Source organism: Conexibacter sp. CPCC 205762 (assembly GCF_030646155.1).
Classification (GTDB): Bacteria; Actinomycetota; Thermoleophilia; order Solirubrobacterales; family Solirubrobacteraceae; genus Conexibacter.
Genome location: NZ_JAUTDN010000001.1, coordinates 297,781 through 317,234, shown reverse-complemented (window position 1 = coordinate 317,234; position 19,454 = coordinate 297,781). Strand labels below are relative to the sequence as shown.

Annotated in this window: 21 protein-coding genes; 7 read left to right on the top strand and 14 right to left on the bottom strand. The window is 73.8% G+C overall.

Annotation, left to right across the window (positions count from 1 at the left end; genetic code table 11):
* Positions 1-8 precede the first annotated feature (8 nt).
* Positions 9-569 (bottom strand): elongation factor P, encoded by a 561-nt coding sequence (gene efp, locus Q7L73_RS01430; RefSeq protein ID WP_304688551.1) that lies wholly within the window; start codon positions 567-569, stop codon positions 9-11.
* A gap of 51 nt (positions 570-620) precedes the next feature.
* A complete protein-coding gene (locus Q7L73_RS01425; protein ID WP_304688549.1) occupies positions 621-1,061 on the bottom strand; it encodes a hypothetical protein in 441 nt (146 codons plus the stop codon).
* Between the two features lie 98 nt (positions 1,062-1,159).
* Between Q7L73_RS01425 and Q7L73_RS01420 the strand changes: the two genes are divergently transcribed.
* The 4 genes from Q7L73_RS01420 (at position 1,160) to Q7L73_RS01405 (ending at position 5,971) form a co-directional block, all read left to right on the top strand.
* Positions 1,160-1,420 carry a helix-turn-helix domain-containing protein gene (locus Q7L73_RS01420; protein WP_304688547.1) on the top strand — a complete coding sequence of 87 codons (261 nt, stop codon included), beginning with the start codon at positions 1,160-1,162 and terminating at the stop codon, positions 1,418-1,420.
* 4 nt (positions 1,421-1,424) lie between these two features.
* A complete protein-coding gene (locus tag Q7L73_RS01415; RefSeq protein ID WP_304688545.1) occupies positions 1,425-2,327 on the top strand; it encodes a phosphatase PAP2 family protein in 903 nt (300 codons plus the stop codon).
* Between the two features lie 315 nt (positions 2,328-2,642).
* Positions 2,643-4,724 carry a glycoside hydrolase family 44 protein gene (locus Q7L73_RS01410; RefSeq protein ID WP_304688544.1) on the top strand — a complete coding sequence of 694 codons (2,082 nt, stop codon included), beginning with the start codon at positions 2,643-2,645 and terminating at the stop codon, positions 4,722-4,724.
* Between the two features lie 20 nt (positions 4,725-4,744).
* Positions 4,745-5,971, top strand: coding sequence for an MFS transporter (locus tag Q7L73_RS01405; protein WP_304688542.1), 1,227 nt, complete (start codon positions 4,745-4,747; stop codon positions 5,969-5,971).
* Here Q7L73_RS01405 and Q7L73_RS01400 read toward each other — a convergent pair.
* From Q7L73_RS01400 to Q7L73_RS01345, 12 genes are all read right to left on the bottom strand, one after another.
* Positions 5,961-7,067 carry a Xaa-Pro peptidase family protein gene (locus Q7L73_RS01400; protein WP_304688527.1) on the bottom strand — a complete coding sequence of 369 codons (1,107 nt, stop codon included), beginning with the start codon at positions 7,065-7,067 and terminating at the stop codon, positions 5,961-5,963. The genes Q7L73_RS01405 and Q7L73_RS01400 overlap by 11 nt on opposite strands.
* A complete protein-coding gene (locus tag Q7L73_RS01395) occupies positions 7,064-7,513 on the bottom strand; it encodes a type II 3-dehydroquinate dehydratase (protein WP_304688520.1) in 450 nt (149 codons plus the stop codon). The genes Q7L73_RS01400 and Q7L73_RS01395 overlap by 4 nt, the downstream gene beginning before the upstream one ends.
* A complete protein-coding gene (locus tag Q7L73_RS01390; protein WP_304688514.1) occupies positions 7,510-9,090 on the bottom strand; it encodes a bifunctional shikimate kinase/3-dehydroquinate synthase in 1,581 nt (526 codons plus the stop codon). Before Q7L73_RS01390 ends, Q7L73_RS01395 begins: the two co-directional genes overlap by 4 nt.
* Complete coding sequence (aroC, locus tag Q7L73_RS01385; RefSeq protein ID WP_304688510.1) at positions 9,078-10,244, bottom strand: chorismate synthase; 1,167 nt, start codon at positions 10,242-10,244, stop codon at positions 9,078-9,080. Before aroC ends, Q7L73_RS01390 begins: the two co-directional genes overlap by 13 nt.
* Positions 10,245-10,310: 66 nt before the next feature.
* Positions 10,311-11,687 (bottom strand): FAD-binding oxidoreductase, encoded by a 1,377-nt coding sequence (locus Q7L73_RS01380; RefSeq protein WP_304688504.1) that lies wholly within the window; start codon positions 11,685-11,687, stop codon positions 10,311-10,313.
* Entirely contained in the window at positions 11,684-12,502 is an 819-nt protein-coding gene (locus Q7L73_RS01375; protein WP_304688501.1) for a FadR/GntR family transcriptional regulator, read from the bottom strand. The genes Q7L73_RS01380 and Q7L73_RS01375 overlap by 4 nt, the downstream gene beginning before the upstream one ends.
* Before the next feature lie 113 nt (positions 12,503-12,615).
* On the bottom strand, positions 12,616-13,152 hold the full coding sequence (locus tag Q7L73_RS01370) for a prepilin peptidase (protein ID WP_304688494.1): 537 nt from the start codon (positions 13,150-13,152) through the stop codon (positions 12,616-12,618).
* Positions 13,153-13,258: 106 nt separating this feature from the next.
* Complete coding sequence (locus Q7L73_RS01365; RefSeq protein ID WP_304688492.1) at positions 13,259-13,447, bottom strand: hypothetical protein; 189 nt, start codon at positions 13,445-13,447, stop codon at positions 13,259-13,261.
* Between the two features lie 100 nt (positions 13,448-13,547).
* A complete protein-coding gene (locus tag Q7L73_RS01360) occupies positions 13,548-14,186 on the bottom strand; it encodes an O-methyltransferase (protein ID WP_304688490.1) in 639 nt (212 codons plus the stop codon).
* Complete coding sequence (locus Q7L73_RS01355) at positions 14,183-14,743, bottom strand: class IV adenylate cyclase (RefSeq protein WP_304688487.1); 561 nt, start codon at positions 14,741-14,743, stop codon at positions 14,183-14,185. The genes Q7L73_RS01360 and Q7L73_RS01355 overlap by 4 nt, the downstream gene beginning before the upstream one ends.
* Positions 14,744-14,982: 239 nt before the next feature.
* Positions 14,983-15,480, bottom strand: coding sequence for a DUF4396 domain-containing protein (locus Q7L73_RS01350; RefSeq protein WP_304688481.1), 498 nt, complete (start codon positions 15,478-15,480; stop codon positions 14,983-14,985).
* The gene (locus Q7L73_RS01345) at positions 15,480-15,809 is read right to left on the bottom strand and encodes a metal-sensitive transcriptional regulator (protein WP_304688480.1); all 330 of its coding nucleotides are present in this window, start codon (positions 15,807-15,809) and stop codon (positions 15,480-15,482) included. The genes Q7L73_RS01350 and Q7L73_RS01345 overlap by 1 nt, the downstream gene beginning before the upstream one ends.
* A gap of 119 nt (positions 15,810-15,928) precedes the next feature.
* Between Q7L73_RS01345 and Q7L73_RS01340 the strand changes: the two genes are divergently transcribed.
* The 3 genes from Q7L73_RS01340 to Q7L73_RS01330 are packed head-to-tail and all read left to right on the top strand — an operon-like array spanning position 15,929 to position 19,454.
* A complete protein-coding gene (locus Q7L73_RS01340) occupies positions 15,929-16,144 on the top strand; it encodes a heavy-metal-associated domain-containing protein (RefSeq protein WP_304688479.1) in 216 nt (71 codons plus the stop codon).
* Entirely contained in the window at positions 16,141-17,142 is a 1,002-nt protein-coding gene (locus Q7L73_RS01335) for a hypothetical protein (protein WP_304688478.1), read from the top strand. Before Q7L73_RS01340 ends, Q7L73_RS01335 begins: the two co-directional genes overlap by 4 nt.
* Entirely contained in the window at positions 17,139-19,454 is a 2,316-nt protein-coding gene (locus tag Q7L73_RS01330; RefSeq protein ID WP_304688477.1) for a cation-translocating P-type ATPase, read from the top strand. The genes Q7L73_RS01335 and Q7L73_RS01330 overlap by 4 nt, the downstream gene beginning before the upstream one ends.

The following is a 19,454-nucleotide window of genomic DNA, read 5'->3' as shown; positions in this document are numbered from 1 at the left end:
AGCGGCCGCTACGCGCGCGACACGTAGTCGCCCGAGCGCGTGTCGACCCGCACCTTGTCGCCGATGTTGACGAACAGCGGGACGTTGATTCTCGCGCCGGTCTCCAGCACGGCCGGCTTCGTGCCGCCGCCCGAGGCGGTGTCGCCGCGCAGGCCGGGCTCGGTCTCGGTGACCTCGAGGTCGACCGCGCTCGGCAGCTGGATGTCGGCCGGGACGCCGTCGATCGACAGCAGGTCGACCATGTCGCTGGCCTTCGTCCACTGCAGCGACTCCTTCAGCGCCACCGCGGGAATCGCCTGCTGCTCGAAGCTCTCGACGTCCATGAAGTGGGCGTCGTTCTCGTCGGAGTAGAGGTACTGCATCTTGCGCACCTCGGTGCGGACGGCGCGGAACTTCTCACCGGCCCGGAACGTCTTGTCGATCACGTTGCCGTCGCTGGAGCGACGCAGCTTCGTGCGCACGAAGGCGGGCCCCTTGCCCGGCTTGACGTGCTGGAACTCGACGACCTTGAAGATCGTGCCGTCGACCTCGATGTGGTTGCCGTTCTTGAGCTGGTTCGTGCTGATCACGCAGGAGATTGTAGGGCGCCCGCCGGAAAGCGAGCGCCCCACGTCTCCCGATCAGGGGACGGTGACCGCCGTGCCGCCGCTGGAGAACGTCAACGTGCCGTTCAGGACCTCGAACGGGCCGGGCGTCATGCTGCCGCAACCGGCGAACATCACGTCAAGCTGCTGGTTTCTGAAGTCGAGCGCGCTCGCCAACCAGGAGCCGGTCAGCGTCACCGGCTGGAACACGGGCATGATGAACGCGCAGCCGCCTATGTACTTCGTGATCGCGCTGTCGGGCAGCGTCACCGTCGCGAACGTCCTGTTGGCGATCTTGGTCCAGCTGATCGACCAGACGCCGCTCAGGATCGTCGAGCCGGTGGGAGTGCAGGTCGCCGTGAACGAGATCGTCGTCGACACTGAGCCGGCAGTGCCGTCGTTGATCGTCGACGCCGGCGGTATCACACCGCTTCCCGTCATCGCGCAGGTGATCGGTATCGGAAGCGGGAATCTCATCGTCAGCGTGAGATTGCCGGAAGCGGTGAACGCTCTGCCCTCGGGTCTCACGGCGCGCGTGCCGGCTCGCGTCCGCCGGGCATGCGAACATCTGTTCGATGCAGGTGCGCGTCCACACCGATCCTCCACTCGAACGGCGGGCCTTCGGGGCGGCGGTCCGGGAGCTGCGCGGGCGGAGGGGGCTGTCGGTCGCGCAGCTCGGCGCGCTGGCGCAGATCCACGACGGCTATCTGCGCGCCGTCGAGCGGGCCGACGTCGAGCCGGGGCTGCGGACGATGGGGCGGATCGCGGGCGGGCTCGGCGTCTCGCTGTCGACGCTGGTCGTCTGTGCGGAGCGGCGGGCGGCGCGGCTAGGCTGAGAGCGTGCGTCGTCTGAAGCCGCTTCCCCTGCTCGGGCTTGCCGTCGGCTGCGCGGGAGCGGTCGCGGGGACGTACGCGCTGCTGGTGCGGACCTACCGCGGGCAGCGGATCGACCAGGGCGCCTTCGACGGCCGCGCGCTCGCCACTTCGACGGCGCACGACGCCGCCCAGCAGCTGCTGACGACGATCTCGGTCGGCACGCTCGCGCTGGCGGTGCTGGTGCTGGTCGCGCAGGCGCTGCTGCGCGGGCGGGTCGCGCTGGCGCTGGTCGCCGGCACGACGATCGGCGGCGCGGTGGTCACGACGCAGCTGCTCAAGCACGTGCTGACACGTCCCGACCTGCTGATCGACGGGCGCCTGTACGAGAACAGCTTCCCCAGCGGCCACGTCTCGATCGCGTTCGGCGTCGGGATGGCGGCGACGCTGGTGGCGCCGGCGCGGGCGCGGCGGCTCGTCTCGGTGCTGGCGGTGCTCTACGGCAGCGCCGTCGGGATCGCCGTGATCGCCGCCGGCTGGCACCGGCCCAGCGACGTCGCCGGGGCGCTCTTCGTCGTGACCGCGTGGGCCGCGGTCGCCGGCCTGCTCGACGCGCTGCTGGAGCGCCGCCGGGCCGGCGCCGCGACCTGGCCGCAGCCGAACGTCGCGCGCCACTACCTCGTGCTCGGCGGGCTGCTGCTCGTCGCCGGCTATGCGACGACGCTCGCGATCGTCGCGGCGGGCCGGGCCGGTGCGATCGACTGGACCGCCGTCGACGGGGCATTCGCCGGCGCCTGCGTGACCGTCGTCGGGCTGGCGGCGGTGCTGATGGCGGCGCTGCTGGCCGCACTGCGCGCGACGCTGCCGACGCGGCGGGCGGCGGCGAGACGCCGCGCCCCGAGCGCCCAGCGCCAGCGCGTCGCGCGCTGAGCCCGCGGGCCGGGCGGCGCCGGCCGCCGAGCGCGGACGGGTGGCTCCCGGCGGTGGAAGGCCGCATCGCGTGCGGACTCGGCCGGCGAACGCGACGGCGCCACGGCGGACGCGCGCAGGCGACACGCGCGGCTCTGGACGCTCCCCCGCGAAATGGCTGTGCGTCCAGGCGATTTCGCCGATGCACCGGCTGACGGTTGCGCACTGGCCCGCGCGCGGTGCATCGGCTACGGTGAGTCGATGCGGACGGACCCGCAGCCACGGACCGGAACGGGTCGCGCCCCCGGTCATGCCCGCCTTGTCGGGATCTTCGCCATGCTCGCGCGGCACCTCGCCCGGCCGGCCGCGATCCTCGTCGCCGCCGCGACGCTGCTGCTCGCGCCGGCCGCCGCCGTGCATGCCGCGAGCGGGCCGGCGCTGACCGTCGACGCCGGCGCGGACCGCCATCCGATCGCGCCCGAGATCTACGGGATGAGCTTCGCCGATCCGGCCCTCGCGGAGGAGATCGACCTGCCGCTCAGCCGCTGGGGCGGCAACACGACCGATCGCTACAACTGGCGGATCGACACCTGGAACACCGGCGAGGACTGGTTCTTCGAGAACATCTCTGGCTGTTGGAATGACGCCGGGAGCTGGTGTTCGACGCCGCCGGCCAACCCCGCGCAGGGGTATCGGCGGATCATCGACGGCGACCGCGCCGTCGGCGCCAGAACGCTGCTGACGCTGCCGATGGTCGGCAACGTCGCCGGCAGACCCGGCACCGGCCAGCCGCTCCCGTGCAGCTTCCCGACCTCCGTGACACCGGCGCAGGACGAGGTCGACAGATACGCGCCCTGCGGCAACGGGCTCGTCGGCGGCAGAGCGATCGCGCCCGGCGCGGATGTCGGCACGCCCTCCGGCCCGCAGCTGTCGGTCGACTGGATCGGCGACATCCGCTCCCGCTACGGCGCCGACGCGGTCTCCTTCTACGGCCTCGGCAACGAGCCGATGCTGTGGCCGGAGACCCATCGCGACGTCCACCCCGCGCCGACCAGCTACGACGAGCTGCGCGACAAGTCGGTCGCGCTGGCAACCGCGGCCAAGCAGGCCGACCCGGCCGGGGCGACGCTCGGCCCGTCGGAATGGGGCTGGCCGAACTACTTCTGCAGCGCGCTCGACGGCGCGCCCGAGCAGGCCTGCGACGAGACGACCGGCGCGACCCTGCCCGACCGCGCCGCCCACGGCGGCGAACCGCTCGCCGCCTGGTACCTCGACCGCATGCGGGCCGCCTCGGAGAGCGCCGGCAAGCGGCTGCTCGACTACTTCGACCTGCACTACTACGCGCAGGGCGGCGGCTCGACCGACGTGACACGCTCGCTGTGGGACCCGAGCTACACCGACCCGAGCTGGATCGGCCGCCAGATCGCGCTGCTGCCGCGGATGCGCGCGTGGGTCGGCGACCACTACCCGGGCACGAAGCTGGCCCTCAGCGAGTACGACCTCTCGCTCGGCGGCGACGCGGTCACCGACACGCTGATCCAGGCCGACGTGCTGGGGATCTTCGCGCGCGAGCAGGTCGGCCTCGCGGCCCGCTGGGACCCGCCGACCGCGGACGAGACGCAGGCGAACGCCTTCCGCCTCTACCGCGACTACGACGGCGCGGGCGGGCGCTTCGGCGACCTGTGGGCGCGCTCGCTCAGCGGCGACCAGGGTCGCGTCGCCGTCTACGCCGCGACGCGCGCCGCCGACGGCGCGCTGACGATCGCGCTCGTCAACAAGAGCGCGCAGCCGCAGGACAGCCCCCTGACCATCGCGGGCCTGCCGGCCGGCGTCGGCAGCGCCGCCGCCTGGCAGTGGAGCGGCGGCGTGGACGCCCGCCCCCATGCGATCGCCGACGTCGCGCTGCAGGCGGCCGGCAACGGCTCGCACGGCGCGACGGTCGCGCTGCCGGCGCGGTCGCTGACGATGCTCGTCGTCACCCCGCCGAGATCCGACCCGCCGCCCGGCGGCGACGACACGCCCGACACCCCCACGACGCCCGTGCCGCCCCCGCCCTCCGGCGGATCGACACCGACTCCGCCCGGCGACGCCATCACCCCCGCGCCGCTGCCGAGACCGCCCGTGCGCAGAGCGACGCTGCCGCTCGCCGATCGCGTCGGCCTCCCCTCCGCCGCCCGCTGCGTGCGCGCGACGAAGCTCTCCTTCCGGCTCAGATCGCCGACGACCAGACGGCTGCAGTCGGCGGTCGTCGGGCTGCGCGGCGGGCGCGCCCGCGTCGTCGGCGGCCCGGCGCTGAAGCGCACGATCGTCGTCGGCGGGCTGCCGCGCAGAGGCCGTTTCACGCTCACCGTCAGACTCAGGCTCTCCGGCGATCGCAGGCAGACGGTGGCGCAGCGGCGCTACTTGCGCTGCCGCTGACGTACAGTTTCCGGCCCCACATGCACCGCTTTTCGCAGCTTTGGGGCCACCGGGACTTCCGCTGGCTGTTCGTCAGTCAGGCGATCTCGACCACGGGTGACCGGATCGTGCTCGTCGCGCTTGCCCTGCTCGTCACCGAGCGGACCGGCTCGACCGCCGACCTCGGCCTCGTGCTCGGCGTCTACACGGCCTCGCACCTCGCCTTCGTGCTGTTCGGCGGCGTCTGGGCCGATCGCCTCCCGCGCCACCGGATCATGCTCAGCACCGACCTGCTGCGCGGGCTGCTGCATGCGCTCGTGGCGCTGCTGATCGTCACCGACGCGATCGCGATCTGGCAGCTGCTCGTGATCGAAGCGCTGTTCGGCGCCGCCGAGGCGTTCTTCCGCCCCGCCTTCTCCGGCCTCGTCCCGCAGACCGTCCCCGAGGAGCTGATCCAGGAGGCGAACGCGCTCACGAGCCTGACCTCGACGATCGCCGAGTTCGCCGGCCCGGCGCTGGCGACGGCGCTCGTGCTGGCGGCCGGGACCGGCACCGCCTTCGCGGTCGACGCCGCCACCTTCCTCGTCAGCGCCGCGCTGCTGGCGCTGGTGCGGCCGCGGCCGCGCGGCGAGCCGACGCCCAGGACCTCCCTCCGCCACGAGCTGCGCGAGGGCTTCGACCAGGTCCGCTCGCGCCGCTGGGTGTGGGTGACGATCGCCGTCCTCTCCTTCCAGCTGCTCGGCGCCTACGCGCCGTACGTCGTGCTCGGGCCGATGGTCGCGGAGCAGCGCTGGGGCGACCCGGCCTTCTACGGCTGGCTGGCCGCCTCGATCGGCGCGGGGACGGCGATCGGCGCGCTGCTGGCGCTGCGCTGGCGGCCGCAGCGGCCGCTCGCGCTCGGGATCGTGCTGACGATCCCCTTCAGCCTGCTGCTGACGCTGGTCGCGATCGGAATCCCGCTCGCCGTCGCGCTCCCCGGCGGCGTCGTCTGCGGCGTCGGGCTGGCGCTGTTCGGCGTCTGGTGGCAGACGGCGCTGGCCGAGCGGATCCCGCCGGCGGCGCTCTCGCGCGTCACCTCCTACGACTGGCTCGGCTCGATGGCGCTGCTGCCGATCGGCTACGTCGTCGTCGGCGCGCTCGCCGACGGCATCGGCGCGACCGAGGTGATGGCCGGCGGCGGCCTCGTCGCCGCCGTGATCGTGCTGGCGGGCCTGCTCCCGCGCGAGACGCGCGAGCTGACCCGCGGCAGCGGCGACCTCAGTCGATGACGGTCAGGTCCTTCGGCAGCGTCGAGAGGACGTCGTTGCCGTCGGCCGTGACGACCAGCAGGTCCTCGATCCGCACGCCGAGCACGCCCGGGATGTAGACGCCGGGCTCGTCGGTGACGACGTTGCCGGGCGCGAGCACCGAGGTGGACGCTCTCGACAGCCGCGGCGCCTCGTGGATCTCGATCCCGACGCCGTGACCGAGGCTGTGGCCGAACGTGTCGCCGTGGCCGCCGGCGCTGATGATGTCGCGCGCGACCGCGTCGGCCTCCTTGCCGCTGATGCCGGCTCTGATCGCCGCCAGCGCGGCCTGCTGCGCCTCCAGCACGAGCGCGTAGACCTCTCTCGCCTGCCCGTCGACCTCGCCGGCGGCGTAGGTGCGGGTGCAGTCGGAGCAGTAGCCGTCCAGCTCCGCGCCCCAGTCGATCACGACGAGCGTGCCGGCCGCGATCGGGACCTCGCGCGGGCTCGCGTGCGGGAGCGCGCCGTGGCCGCCGTGGGCGACGATCGTGTCGAAGCTGGCGCGCTGAGCGCCCAGCAGGCGCATCTCCTGCTCAAGCGCGAGCGCGACCTGGCGCTCGGTGCGGCCGACCAGCCCATCCTTCAGGATCGTCGTCAGCGCGCTGTCGGCGAGGATCGCGGCGGCGCGGATCCGCTCGATCTCGTGCTCGTCCTTGACCAGCCGCAGCTCCTCGACGGCGCCGCCGGCCGGCACCAGCTCGACCCGCTCCGGCAGCAGCTCGCGCAGCCGCGCGAAGCCGGCGACCGAGACGTGGTTGTCGTCGAAGCCGAGCTGGACCTCGCCCTGCGGCAGCGCCGGCAGCACGTCGCCGAGCAGGTCGGTCTCGCCGATCACGCGCTCGTAGCCGTGGACCTGCTCCTGCGCCTGCGTCTCGTAGCGGAAGTCGGTGACGAAGCGGCGGATGCCGGCGCCGCCGACGACCGCGAGGCCGTTGGAGCCGGTGTAGCCGGTCAGGTAGCGGACGTTGACGAGGTTGGTGACGAGCAGCGCGTCGAGCCCGCGCGCGGCGAGCACGGACTCGAGCCGGTCGCCGCGGGCGACGGTCTCGAAGGTGGGCGTCTCACGACTCTCGCTCATGCGCTCCTCAGCTCCTCTCGCAGACGCGCGAGCGCGTCACGGTATCCGTCGGGTCCCTTGCCGGCGACGGTCGCGACGCACAGCTCGCGGATCACCGACACCTGCCGCCACTGCTCGCGCTCGTAGACGTTCGAGAGATGGACCTCGATCGCGGGCAGTCTCGCGATCTCCAGCGCGTCGCGGATCGCCCACGAGTAGTGCGTCCAGGCGCCCGGGTTGAGGACGATCCCGTCGGCCATCCCCTCCAGCTTGTGCAGCTGCTCGACGAACTCGCCCTCGTGGTTGGTCTGGAAGAACTGCACGCGCAGCTCCAGCTCGGCGGCGAACTCGCTGATCGCGCGCTCCAGCCCGTCGAGCGTGAGGCTGCCGTAGTGGCCCGCGTCGCGGCGCCCGAGCTGGTCGAGGTTGACGCCGTGCAGGACGGCGATCCGGTCGCTCTGCGTCATGCGGTCGCGCTCCGCGCCTGCTCCAGCTCGACGACGGCGGCGCGCAGGTCGGCGTCGCCGATCTGGCAGCCGGGGCGGGCGGCGCCGGGGCCGTCGAGCAGCACGAACGGGACCGGCTGGCCGCTGCGGCGCTTCTTGTCGCGCGCGGTCGCGGCGACGACGGCGTCGAGGTCGACGGCGCCGGGCACGAGCTGCGTCGGCAGCCCCTGCGCGGCCAGCAGCGTCGCGACCTCGTCGCGCAGCGCGTCCTGGCCTGACAGCCGCAGCGCCGCCAGCAGGCCGAGGCCGACCGCCTCGCCGTGGCGGAACATCGCGTATCTGGTGACCGTCTCGATCGCGTGGCCGACGGTGTGGCCGAGGTTGAGCACCTGGCGCACGCCGCCGTCGCGCTCGTCCATCGCGACGACCGCGAGCTTCGTGCGCGCGCACTCGAAGATCATGTCGGCGTCCGGCGCGTCGCCGCTGCGGACCCGCTCCCACAGGTGGCCGCCGGCGATCAGCGCGGTCTTGACGACCTCGGCGTAGCCGGCCGCGGCCTCCTCGCGCGGCAGCGTCGCGAGCGTGTCGACGTCGACGACGACCGACGACGGCTGGTGGTAGGCGCCGACGTAGTTCTTCGCGCTCGGCAGGTCGACGCCGGTCTTGCCGCCGTAGGCCGAGTCGACCTGCGAGACGATCGTCGTCGGGATCTGCACGATCGGCACGCCGCGCTGGTAGGTCGCCGCGACGAAGCCGGCGAGGTCGCCGACGACGCCGCCGCCGAGCGCGACGAGGTGGTCGCTCTGCGTCATGCCCTGCTCGCCGAGGCCGATCCAGACCGTCTCGGCCGTCTGCAGCGTCTTGTGCGTCTCGCCGGCGGGGATCGTGATCGTCGTCGCGAGCCCGTCGCCGAGCTGGCCGGCGTAGCGCGGGCCGACCTGGTCGTCGGTGACGAGGTAGCCGTTGCCCTGGACCGGCGACAGCGCCGTGCCGAGCAGGCCGCGGCCGACGAAGACGGGGTAGTCGCCGGAGTCGCTCGTCGCCCACAGCAGGCGCGTGCCCGCAGGCGCGTCGCGCAGCGCGACGATCGACGGCAGCGCGTCGTCGATGCGGTCCCTGCGGTCGGCCGGGACGACGGCGTCGGCGGCCGCCATGTACATCGGGCGGCGGCGGATGTAGAGGTCGCGGAACTCCTGCGGGTCGCGCGCGAGCGGGCGGCCGCGGCCGGCGGCGCGCTCCCAGGCGGTGTTGACGTCGACGTCGAGCAGGATCGTCGTGTGGCGTCTCAGCGCCGCGCGGATCCGCGGCGAGTGGAGCGCGCCGCCGCCGAGGCTGAAGACCCCCGAGGACGCCCGCTCCAGCGCCTCGCCGACGAGCCGCTCCTCCAGCTCGCGGAAGCCCGACTCGCCCAGCTCCGCGAAGCAGCGGTCGATCGGCATGCCGGCCTGCTCGGCGATCGTCGCGTCGGCGTCGTGGACCTCGGTCCCGAAGCGCTTGGCGAGGCGGCGGGCTGCCGTCGTCTTGCCGGCGCCCATGAAGCCGACGAAGACGAGCGCGCGGTCCTCGGGCAGACGCTCCGGCTGGCTCAGCGGCGCCATCCGATCCGCTCCTCGTAGGCGCGGACGGCGTCGCGCACGTCGTCGATGTGGTCGCCGCCGAACTTGCCGCGGTAGGCGTCGGCGAGCACGTGCGCGAGCATCGCCTCGCCGACGACGCCGGCCGCCGGGACGGTGCAGGAGTCGGTCCGCTCGCGCAGCGCCTGCGCCGGCTCCTTCGTGTCGATGTCGACCGAGCGCAGCGGCTTGGTCAGCGTCGGGATCGGCTTCATCGCGACCTTCACGACGACCGGCTCGCCGGTCGTCATGCCGCCTTCGAGGCCGCCGGAGTGGTTGGTCTCGCGGTAGTAGCCGCGCTGCTCGTCGAAGAAGATCTCATCGTGCGCCTGCGAGCCGGGGACGGCGGCGACGTCGAAGCCGTCGCCGATGCCGACGCCCTTCATCGCCTGGATCGACATCATCGCCATCGCGATGCGGCCGTCGAGCCGCTCCTCCCACGAGATGTGCGAGCCGAGGCCGGGCACGACGCCGAAGGCGATCACCTCGAAGACGCCGCCGAGCGACTCGTTGTTCTTGCGCAGGACGGTGATCTCTCTGACCATCGCTCTGCTGGCCTCGTCGTCGAGGCAGCGGACCGGCGAGGCGTCGACGTCGGCGAAGTCCTCGACGGTCAGCGGCTTGGTGCCGACGGGCGCGGTGACGGAGGTGATGCGCGTGACGTGCGAGCGGATCTCGACGCCGACCGCGCGCAGGAACGCCTTCGCGAGCGCGCCGCCCGCGACGCGCGCCGCCGTCTCACGCGCGCTGGCGCGCTCGAGGATGTTGCGCACGTCGCCGGTGCGGTACTTCCACGTGCCGACGAGGTCGGCGTGGCCGGGGCGCGGGAGGTGGACCTCGGGGATCTCTCTCTCGACCGGCCACGGGTTCATCCGCTCTTCCCAGTTCGCGTAGTCCCTGTTGGGGATCTGCAGCGCGACCGGGCCGCCCATCGTGCGGCCGTGGCGGACGCCGGCGGTGACGTCGGCGCGGTCTCTCTCGATCTTCATGCGGCCGCCGCGGCCGAAGCCGAGCTGACGGCGCGCCATGTCGGCGTTGATCGCGTCCTTGTCGAGCTCCAGCCCCGCTGGAAGCCCTTCGACGATGCAGGTGAGGCCGGGACCGTGCGACTCGCCGGCGGTGATCAGACGAAGACCCATAGAGACCTGAAGGTTAGTTGGCGCGGCGCGCGGGGGCGGCGTCGCCGCGGGCTGGCCGCCCGCGGTTCAGATCGCCTTGCCGGGGTTGAAGAGGCCGTGCGGGTCGAGTGCGTGCTTGATCGCGTGGTTGAGGCTGTGGGCCTCGCCCAGCTCCAGCGGCAGGAAGTCGCGCTTGAGCAGACCGACGCCGTGCTCGCCGCTGACGGTGCCGCCGAGGCCGAGCGCCAGTCTCACCAGCTCCGCGAAGGCGGCGTTGGCGCGCGCGACCGCCTCGGGGTCGTGCTGGTCGAAGACGATCGTCGGGTGCATGTTGCCGTCGCCGGCGTGGCCGAAGGTGCCGATCAGCACGCCGTGCCTCTCGGCCACGGCCTCGATCCCGTCCAGCAGCGCGGGGATCTGGCCGAGCGGGACGCCAACGTCGTCGAGCAGCGTCGCGCCCTGGTGCTCCAGCGCGCTGTAGGCGAGCCGGCGGGCGGCCATCAGCATCCGGCCCTCGGCCTCCTCGTCGGTCGTGACGGCGAGCGTCGCGCCGGCCTCCTCGCACCATTTCGCGAGCTGGTCGACCTCTCTCAGCGCGGCCGCGCCGCCGAGGTCGCTGCGGGCGAAGACGAGCACCGCGACCTCCTCGTCGAGCCCCTGCGGCGCCATTCTCTCGACCGCCTGGATCGTCGTGCGGTCCATCAGCTCCAGCACCGACGGGGTGCTGTTGCGGACGATCTTCGCGATCGCGTGGCCGGCGCTGCCGAGCGACGGGAAGGAGGCGGCGAGCGTCGCCGAGGAGCGCGGCGGCGGGATCAGCCGCATCGTCGCCTCGGTCACGATCCCGAGCGTGCCCTCCGAGCCGCAGAAGAGGCTGGCGAGGTCGTAGCCGGCGACGCCCTTGCGGGCGCGGCGGCCGATGCGGACGGCACGGCCGTCGGCTGTCACCACTTCGAGCCCGAGCAGCGCGTCGCGCGTGACGCCGTACTTGACGCAGCAGAGGCCGCCGGCGTTGGTGGCGATGTTGCCGCCGATCGTGGAGAACTCCCAGCTGGCCGGGTCGGGCGCGTAGAAGAGCCCCTCGCGCCCGGCGGCCTCGCGCAGCTGGGCGTTGACGAGGCCCGGCTGGACGGTCGCGAGCATCGACGGGCCGTCGATCTCGGCGATGTCGGTCATCCGCTCCAGCGAGACGACGAGGCAGCCGTCGATCGCGTTCGCACCGCCGGAGAGGCCCGAGCCGGCGCCACGCGGCACGACCGGGACCTTGTGGCGGGCGGCTGCCTTGACCGCCTGCTGGACCTCCTGCGTGGTGCGCGGGCGGATGACGGCGGCCGGTCTGCCGGCGGGGACGAGGGCCGGCGCCGCCTGGTCGCGCTCGTAGGAGGCGAGCACCTCCGGGTCGGTCACGAGGTCGCCGGCTGCGGCCGCGGCGAGGTCGTCGAGCAGGGCGGCGGTCGTCGTCATCTTCTGGTGGTCCCTCGGTAGAAGCCGATCACGTGGTCGCGCAGCAGCAGCTCCGCGTCGCGCGCGTCGCCGGCTTCGACGGCGGCGAGGATCGCCTCGTGCTGCCGCGCCAGGCGGTTGAGCGTGCGCTGCGAGGCGTGGTCGCCGGTGAGCGCGTCGCGCAGATGGGTGGAGATCGAGTCGCGCACGGCCAGCATCACGAGCTGGAGCGCCTCGTTGCCGGAGGCGGCGACGAGCGCGACGTGGAAGGCGACGTCGGCCTGCTCGAAGGCGGCGACGTCCGCGACGGCGGGGGCGGCGGGCGCGAGCGCGGGGTCGGCGTCGGAGCCGGCGGCGGCGGGGGGCGTGTCGGCGAGCTGGCGGCGCATCGTGTCGAGCGCGGCGCGCGCGTCGGCGACGTGGGCGGCGGCGCGCTGGCGAGCGGGGTCGTTCAGCGGCGCGAGGCCGAGCGTGTTGGCGGCGGTCGCGACGGCGGCCGCCTCCAGCGCGCAGCGCAGCTCGACGAGGTCGCTCAGCGGGACGCGCCCGAGCTTCATCAGGTGGACGAGGCTGTCGCGCAGGGGGCCGGTCGAGAGCGCGTCCGGCTGCGGAACCCGCAGCGGCGCCGTCGGCCCGGCCTGCACCGCGAGCCCTTGCGTCTGCAGCGCGCGCAGCGCCTCGCGCACGGTGGTGCGGCTGACGCCGAACTGCGCGCACAGCTCGCGCTCGGACGGCAGCTCGTCTCCTGGCCGCAGCTGCCCGTCGAGGATCGCCTCGCGCAGTTGCTGCGCGACCTGCTCGTAGGCGGGGTTGCGGGTGACGGCGCGGAAGCTCATGCGGGCCAGAGCCTAGCGCTGGACTGCTGGTCTGACAAGCAGGCCGGCAGGCCAACGCCCCGTGGGCCGCTTCGCCGGTGCGCCGGCCGCCGTGCGCCGTGCGCTCGAGCGTGTCACGCGGCGAGAAAGGCCGCGAGCGCGCCGAGGGCGAGAAACGGGCCGAGCGGGAGCGTCGCGGTGCGAGCGGCCGAGGTCCCGCTCCGCAGCAGCACGACGCCACCGGCGAGCGTTGCCGTGAGCAGCGCGATCAGCAGGGCGGCGACGACCGCGCTGCCGAGGAGGAGGCCGAGGACGGCGGCGAGCTTGACGTCGCCCATGCCCATGCCGTCGGGGCGGATCAGCGCGGGCAGCAGCAGGAAGCCGCCCGCGCCGGCCGCCCAGGCGAGCGCCGCCGGCAGCTGCGCGGGGGCGGTGGCGAGAAGCAGCGCGGTCGCCGCCAGCGCGCCGGCGGCGGTGAGGCGGTTCGGGATCAGCCGCCGGTCGAGGTCGATCCAGCAGACCGGCGCCAGCAGCGCGACGAGCAGCAGCCCGCGCGCGAGCCGCGCGGGCTCAGCGTGCGCGGTGGCGACGATCGCCGCAACGGCAGCCGCGATCCCGCCCGCTGCCGACGCCGCCGCGATCCACCGCAGATGTGAGCGTCGATGCGCCATCCGCCGGTCGACTCGGCGCCAGCGGGCGGCCGCGTGAGCGCGAGGCGCGCGGGTGGACGGACGTCAGGCGTCGCGCGACGCGGATGCAGCGGCGGCGTGTGAGGCCTCAGGCGGGCTTGTCGCCGCGGAGCACGACGCCGGCTTCCTGCGCGTTGTGCTCGGGGATGAACTCGCCGCTGCCCTCGCACCATGGGCAGACGATCTCGTTCGGCGTGCCGCCGAGGCCGGAGATCACTCTGCCGGTCCCGCGGCAGGCGCGGCACTGGGTGTCTGGTGTGGGCTCGTCGGCTGCCATCGGCGCGCGAGGCTAGCGGCTTCCGGGCGCCGATGCGTCGCGGTCGACGCGAGCCGGACGCCCGGCGGCAACCCGCGCGAGGTCGCGGCGGTGCGCTCCGCTACCGCTTCACGGCCAGCGCGATGCCGTCGCCGACCGGGGTGATCAGGCCGTCCAGCTCAGGATGACCGAGGAAGCGGTCGTTGAAGGCGCGGGCGGTCGCGACGCGGTCGCCGCTCCAGCCGTCGATCGCTCTCCCCTCCGCGACCGCGCCGGACATCAGCACGTTGTCGACCGCGACCAGCGCACCCGGACGCAGCAGCGGCACGATCAGCTCCAGGTGCCCGGCGTACTCGGCCTTCAGGCCGTCGAGGAAGGCGAGGTCGAACGGGCCCTCCAGCTCGCGCAGCCCCTCCCCCGCGTCCTGCAGCCGCAGATCGACGCGGGCCGCGACTCGCGCTCGTGCGAAGTAGCTGAGCGCCTGCGTGTGGCGCTCGCGGTCGATCTCGAACGAGACCAGCTCTCCGTCGGGCGGCAGCGCGCGCGCCAGATGGAGCGTCGAGACGCCGATCGCGGTGCCGACCTCGACGATCCGGCGGGCGCCGGTCGCACGTGCGAGCACGTTCAGCAGCCGGGCCGCCTGCGCGTCGAGGATCGGGACGCTGTCGCGCTGGCCGCGCTCCTGCATCTCGGCGAGCAGCGCATCGGGTTCGGGCCGGGTCTCGTCGATGTAGCTGCGAACGGCGTCGGTCACGATCATGGGAGGGGTCCTTTGAGCGGCGTCGTGCCACCGCTTCTGCCCGCGATCAGGTCGGCGTATCCCTCCGCCACGAGATCTTCTCCGCGCAGCCCCAGCCGCGCGGTCAGCGCGGCGACCCGCTCGCGCTCCGGTGCGAGGTCGGAGCCGGCCGGCGCGACCGCCTCGAACTCGACGAAGGCGCCCAGCCCGGCGACCGCGTCGAGGTGGATCCGCACATCGCGCCAGATGAACAGGCGCCGCTCCTTCTCGACCACGACGCGCACGCCGAGCGCGTCGGCCAGCGCGGCGCGGCAGGCGCCGGCGTCGTCGACCGCGACCAGGCGGTAGCGGCTCGTCTTCGCGCTCGTCTCGTCCGGCCGCGCGTACTGGATCAGGAGCGGGCTTCCAGGCCGTTCCTCGCGCAGCTTCAGCCGTCCGTTCGGGACGACGAAGTAGGTGTCGCGCTGCCACAGCAGGCCATGGTCGACCGTCTCCTCCAGCGCCTGACAGCGCTCCAGCGAGCGCGCCGGATCGCGGTCGCGGGCCTTCAGCTCGACGTTGCGGCGCGGGTTGCTCATGCGCGCAGGCTAACCGCACCTACCGTGCGGTTGGCAGCACGGTGACCCGCGTTCTTCACGGTGTGAAAACAGTGAGATACTTTTGAACCAATCGGGTCGTTGGGAGCGACCCAATTCAGGCAGGGAGATGCTCAGGTGGTCTGGCGCTCGAAGTGACCGAGCACGGCCGCGGATGCTGCGCCGTGCCCGCTGGAGGGCGGGGCTTCGACGCGTGCATCCGCGGCCGCAGCGCGCCCGCGTCAGTGATGACCGGCGTGATGCGCGTGCACGAGCGCGTGCCCTCTGCCCCGCTTCAGCAGCCAGCGGTTGACCGGATACGCGGCAGTGCCGGCGATCAGCAGCGCGAGCGCGAGCGAGCCCCAGAACAGCGCCTCGCCGAGGCCGGCGTCCATCGCTCCGGGGATCACGAGCACGATCAGCGTGTCGACCACCTCCATCGTCGCGATCGAGAGCGTGTCGGAGGCGAGCGCGAGCGGCACGACGGCGGCGAGCGCCATCCCCGAGCGCAGCAGCGGCCAGCTCGTGAACGAGTAGCCGAAGAAGAAGGCGAGCGCGATCGAGATCGCGACGGTCGCGCCGTTGGAGAGGCCGAGCGCGGTCCCGATCACCATCCCGAGCACCTCGCCGGTGGCGCAGCCGCTGAGGCAGTGGACGGTCGCGCTGAAGGCGAGGCGGTTGAGCGCCGCGGGCTGCTGGGCCGGCGCGTCGTGCCCGCGGTCGTGGGCACGGCCGTCCATCAGCCGCGCCGCATCAGGCGGGCGACGGCGCTCATCAGCTCGTCGGTCTTCTCCGCCTTCGCGTCGCCCTCGGCGTTCATCACGCAGTGGCTCGCGTGCTCGTCGAGCAGCCCGAGCGCGACCTTGTCGAGCGCCGCCTGGATCGCCGAGATCTGCGTCAGCACGTCGATGCAGTAGCGATCGTCCTCGACCATCGACTGGACGCCGCGGACCTGGCCCTCGATCCGCCGCAGGCGCTTCGTGAGCTGCTCCTTGGTCGCGCTGTAGCCGCGCGTCGGGGTCGTGCTCGTCGTCTCGGTCGTCGTCGTCTCGGGCTCGGCGGATGCCATCGCGGCTCCTGTCGGTCGGGTCGCGGGCCACTCTATCAGTACCCCCTGGGGGTATGTGATACGTTGGCGTCAGCGGAATACCCCCCGCCCGTATCTAGACTTCTACGGAAGGATCCGTCATGACCTCCGCCGACCACACCTATCTCGTCTCCGGGATGACCTGCGCCCACTGCGTCGCGTCGGTGCGCGAGGAGGTCTCCGAGCTGGACGGCGTCGAGGTCGTCGCGCTCGAGCTGGCCGACGGGCGGCTGGTCGTGCGCGGCGAGGCGGCCGACTCGCAGGACGCGATCCGCGCCGCGGTCGAGGCCGCCGGCTACAGCGCGGTGCCGGCATGAGCCCGCTGCTGAAGCTCGCCGCCTTCGCCGCCGGTCTCGCCGCGCTGTTCGGCGTCGCGACGCTCGCCGGCGCCGCGATCGACCCGGAGCGCGGCGACGACGCGCCGGCCCACACCGCACAGGCGGAATCTAACGCGGATATGGCGGGACATGACAGCGCGGCTGGCGCAGATCACGGCGCAACCGGCGCAGATGCTGGCGCGCTTGAGACAGAGCGCGGCGCAGCTGGGGCGCACGGCGGGGCGGCTGCGGCTGACGCCGTCCGCGGGCTCGCCACCGCCGACGGCGGGCTGCGGCTGGAGCTGCTGACGCCGGCGCTGGAGCGCGGGGCCGCGACGCGCGTGCGCTTCCGCGTCGTGAACGACGACGATGGCGGCGCGCTGCGCGGCGACGCGTACGACGTCACGCACGAGCGCAAGCTGCACCTGATCGTGGTCCGGCGCGACCTCAGCGGCTTCCACCACCTCCACCCCGAGCTTGCGGCCGACGGCACCTGGTCGGCACCGCTGACGCTGCCCGCGGCCGGCTCCTACCGCCTCTTCGCCGACTTCTCACACGACGGCGAGGCGCAGACGCTCGCGAGCGACCTGCGCGTCAGCGGCGCGGCGCAGCTGCGCGACCTGCCTGCCCCCGCGACCACCGCGACGAGCACTCCCGCGGGCGACCGCGTCACGCTCACCGGCGAAGCGCACGACGCCGCGCCCGGCGACGGCGCGCATGCCGACGGAGCGCGCGTCCGCGCCGGCGTCGAGACCACGCTCGCGTTCGCGATCGAGCGCGACGGCAAGGCCGCCGAGATCGAGCCGTACCTCGGCGCCGACGGCCATCTGGTCGCGCTGCGCGAGGGCGATCTCGCCTTCCTCCACGTCCACCCCAGCGGCACCGGCCCGGCCTTCGCGACGACCTTCCCGAGCGCCGGCCGCTACCGGCTCTTCCTCCAGTACAAGGTCGACGGGCGTGTCGAGACGGCCGCCTTCACCGTCGAGGTCGGCTCATGAGCGCCGCCAGCGAGCACGTCGAGCTGCCGATCACGGGGATGACCTGCGCCTCCTGCGCGAACCGGATCGAGCGCAAGCTGAACAAGCTCGACGGCGTCGCCGCGAGCGTCAACTACGCGACCGAGAAGGCGACCGTCGACTACGACCCGGCCGCCGTCGAGCCGCAGCTGCTGCTCGACACCGTCGCCGCCGCCGGCTACGCGGCGAGACTGCCGGCGCCGCTGGCCGCCGACGGCGCGCCGTCGCACGAGCACGACCACGGCGACGCCTCCGACGACGAGACCGCCGCGCTGCGCCGCCGCCTGCTGATCTCCGCCGCGCTCGCGCTGCCGGTGCTGCTGATCTCGATGATCCCGGCGCTGCAGTTCGACGACTGGCAGTGGGCGGCGCTGACGCTCGCCTCCCCCGTCGTCGTCTGGGGCGCGTGGCCGTTCCACCGCGCCGCCTGGGTCAACGCCAAGCACGCGACCGCGACGATGGACACGCTCGTCTCGGTCGGCGTGCTCGCCGCCTGGCTGTGGTCGCTCTACGCGCTCTTCCTCGGCGACGCCGGCATGACCGGGATGAGAATGAGCTTCGACCTGCTCCCCGGCTCCTCCGGCGACGGCGCCGAGCACATCTACCTCGAGACGGCCGCCGCGGTGACGGTCTTCATCCTCGCCGGGCGCTACTTCGAGGCGCGTGCCAAGCGCCGCGCCGGCGCCGCCCTCAGAGCGCTGCTGGAGCTGGGCGCGAAGGAGGTGACGCTGCTGCGCGCGGACGGCGGCGAGGAGCTGATCCCGGTCGAGCGGCTGGCGGTCGGCGACCGCTTCGTCGTCCGTCCGGGCGAGAAGGTCGCGACCGACGGCGTCGTCGAGCTGGGCAGCTCCGCGGTCGACCAGTCGCTGCTGACGGGCGAGTCGGTGCCGGTCGAGAAGCGGCCCGGCGACGAGGTCGCGGGCGCGACCGTCAACGCCGGCGGCCGCCTGGTCGTGCGGGCGACGAAGGTCGGCGCCGACACGGCGCTGGCGCAGATCGCCCGCCTCGTCAGCGACGCGCAGTCGGGCAAGGCGCCGGTCCAGCGGCTCGCCGATCGGGTCTCGGGCGTCTTCGTGCCGATCGTGATCGGGATCGCGGTCGCGACGCTCGGCTTCTGGCTCGGCGCGGGCGAGTCGGCGACCTTCGCCTTCACCGCCGCGGTCGCGGTCCTGATCATCGCCTGCCCGTGCGCGCTCGGGCTCGCGACGCCGACCGCGCTGCTCGTCGGCACCGGCCGCGGCGCGCAGCTCGGGCTGCTGATCAAGGGCCCGGAGGTGCTGGAGTCGACTCGCCGCGTCGACACGATCGTGCTCGACAAGACCGGCACGGTCACGAGCGGGCGGATGAGCCTCGCCGGGATCGAGCTGGCCGACGGCGTCGAGCAGGACGAGGCGCTGCGGATCGCGGGCGCGCTGGAGGCCGCCTCGGAGCACCCGATCGCGCGGGCGATCGCGACCGCGGCGCGCGAGCGCGCCGGCAGCGCCGCGTCCGGCGCGCCAGGCGCCGCCAGCGTGACCGATGACGCGCGCGGCGCCTCCCTCCCCGCGGTCGAGTCCTTCGCAAACCGCGAGGGGCTCGGCGTCGAGGGCGTCGTCGACGGCCACGCCGCGCTCGTCGGGCGGCCGGCGCTGATGCGCGAGTGGAGCCTGACCGTGCCGCCGCGGCTCGACGCCGCGCGCACGACCGCCGAGGCGCAGGGCCGCACCGCCGTGCTGGTCGCCTGGGACGGCGAGGTGCGGGCGCTGCTGAGCGTCGCCGACACGGTCAAGCCGTCGTCGGCGGAGGCGATCGCGCGGCTGAAGGCGCTCGGCCTCACGCCGCTGCTGCTGACCGGCGACAACGCCGCGACCGCCGCAGCCGTCGCGCAGGAGGTCGGGATCGCTCCCGGCGACGCGATCGCCGAGGTGCTGCCGGCCGACAAGGCCGCCGTCGTCAAGCGGCTGCAGGGCGAAGGCCGCGTGGTGGCGATGGTCGGCGACGGCGTCAACGACGCGCCCGCGCTGGCGCAGGCCGACCTCGGGCTCGCGATCGGCACCGGCACCGACGTCGCGATCGAGGCCTCGGACCTGACGCTCGTCAGCGGCGACCTGCGCGCCGCCGCCGACGCGATCCGGCTCTCGCGCGCGACGCTGCGGACGATCAAGCAGAACCTCGGCTGGGCCTTCGGCTACAACGTCGCCGCGCTGCCGCTCGCCGCCGCCGGTCTGCTGAACCCGCTGCTGGCCGGCGCCGCGATGGCGTTCAGCAGCGTCTCGGTCGTCGCCAACGCGCTGCGGCTGCGGCGCTTCCGCTGA

Excerpts from the sequence above, each read along its gene's own strand:
- Q7L73_RS01425 (WP_304688549.1), bottom strand. The coding sequence starts at position 1,061 with ATGAGATTCCCGCTTCCGATACCGATCACCTGCGCGATGACGGGAAGC.
- Q7L73_RS01375 (WP_304688501.1), bottom strand. The coding sequence starts at position 12,502 with ATGAGCTTCCGCGCCGTCACCCGCAACCCCGCCTACGAGCAGGTCGCG.
- Q7L73_RS01395 (WP_304688520.1), bottom strand. The coding sequence starts at position 7,513 with ATGACGCAGAGCGACCGGATCGCCGTCCTGCACGGCGTCAACCTCGAC.
- Q7L73_RS01370 (WP_304688494.1), bottom strand. The coding sequence starts at position 13,152 with ATGGCGCATCGACGCTCACATCTGCGGTGGATCGCGGCGGCGTCGGCA.
- Q7L73_RS01360 (WP_304688490.1), bottom strand. The coding sequence starts at position 14,186 with ATGATCGTGACCGACGCCGTTCGCAGCTACATCGACGAGACCCGGCCC.
- Q7L73_RS01410 (WP_304688544.1), top strand. The coding sequence starts at position 2,643 with ATGCTCGCGCGGCACCTCGCCCGGCCGGCCGCGATCCTCGTCGCCGCC.
- Q7L73_RS01380 (WP_304688504.1), bottom strand. The coding sequence starts at position 11,687 with ATGACGACGACCGCCGCCCTGCTCGACGACCTCGCCGCGGCCGCAGCC.
- Q7L73_RS01330 (WP_304688477.1), top strand. The coding sequence starts at position 17,139 with ATGAGCGCCGCCAGCGAGCACGTCGAGCTGCCGATCACGGGGATGACC.
- Q7L73_RS01345 (WP_304688480.1), bottom strand. The coding sequence starts at position 15,809 with ATGGCATCCGCCGAGCCCGAGACGACGACGACCGAGACGACGAGCACG.
- Q7L73_RS01355 (WP_304688487.1), bottom strand. The coding sequence starts at position 14,743 with ATGAGCAACCCGCGCCGCAACGTCGAGCTGAAGGCCCGCGACCGCGAT.
- Q7L73_RS01350 (WP_304688481.1), bottom strand. The coding sequence starts at position 15,480 with ATGGACGGCCGTGCCCACGACCGCGGGCACGACGCGCCGGCCCAGCAG.
- Q7L73_RS01400 (WP_304688527.1), bottom strand. The coding sequence starts at position 7,067 with ATGAGCGAGAGTCGTGAGACGCCCACCTTCGAGACCGTCGCCCGCGGC.
- Q7L73_RS01335 (WP_304688478.1), top strand. The coding sequence starts at position 16,141 with ATGAGCCCGCTGCTGAAGCTCGCCGCCTTCGCCGCCGGTCTCGCCGCG.
- Q7L73_RS01365 (WP_304688492.1), bottom strand. The coding sequence starts at position 13,447 with ATGGCAGCCGACGAGCCCACACCAGACACCCAGTGCCGCGCCTGCCGC.
- Q7L73_RS01420 (WP_304688547.1), top strand. The coding sequence starts at position 1,160 with ATGCAGGTGCGCGTCCACACCGATCCTCCACTCGAACGGCGGGCCTTC.
- Q7L73_RS01390 (WP_304688514.1), bottom strand. The coding sequence starts at position 9,090 with ATGGCGCCGCTGAGCCAGCCGGAGCGTCTGCCCGAGGACCGCGCGCTC.
- aroC (WP_304688510.1), bottom strand. The coding sequence starts at position 10,244 with ATGGGTCTTCGTCTGATCACCGCCGGCGAGTCGCACGGTCCCGGCCTC.
- Q7L73_RS01405 (WP_304688542.1), top strand. The coding sequence starts at position 4,745 with ATGCACCGCTTTTCGCAGCTTTGGGGCCACCGGGACTTCCGCTGGCTG.
- Q7L73_RS01340 (WP_304688479.1), top strand. The coding sequence starts at position 15,929 with ATGACCTCCGCCGACCACACCTATCTCGTCTCCGGGATGACCTGCGCC.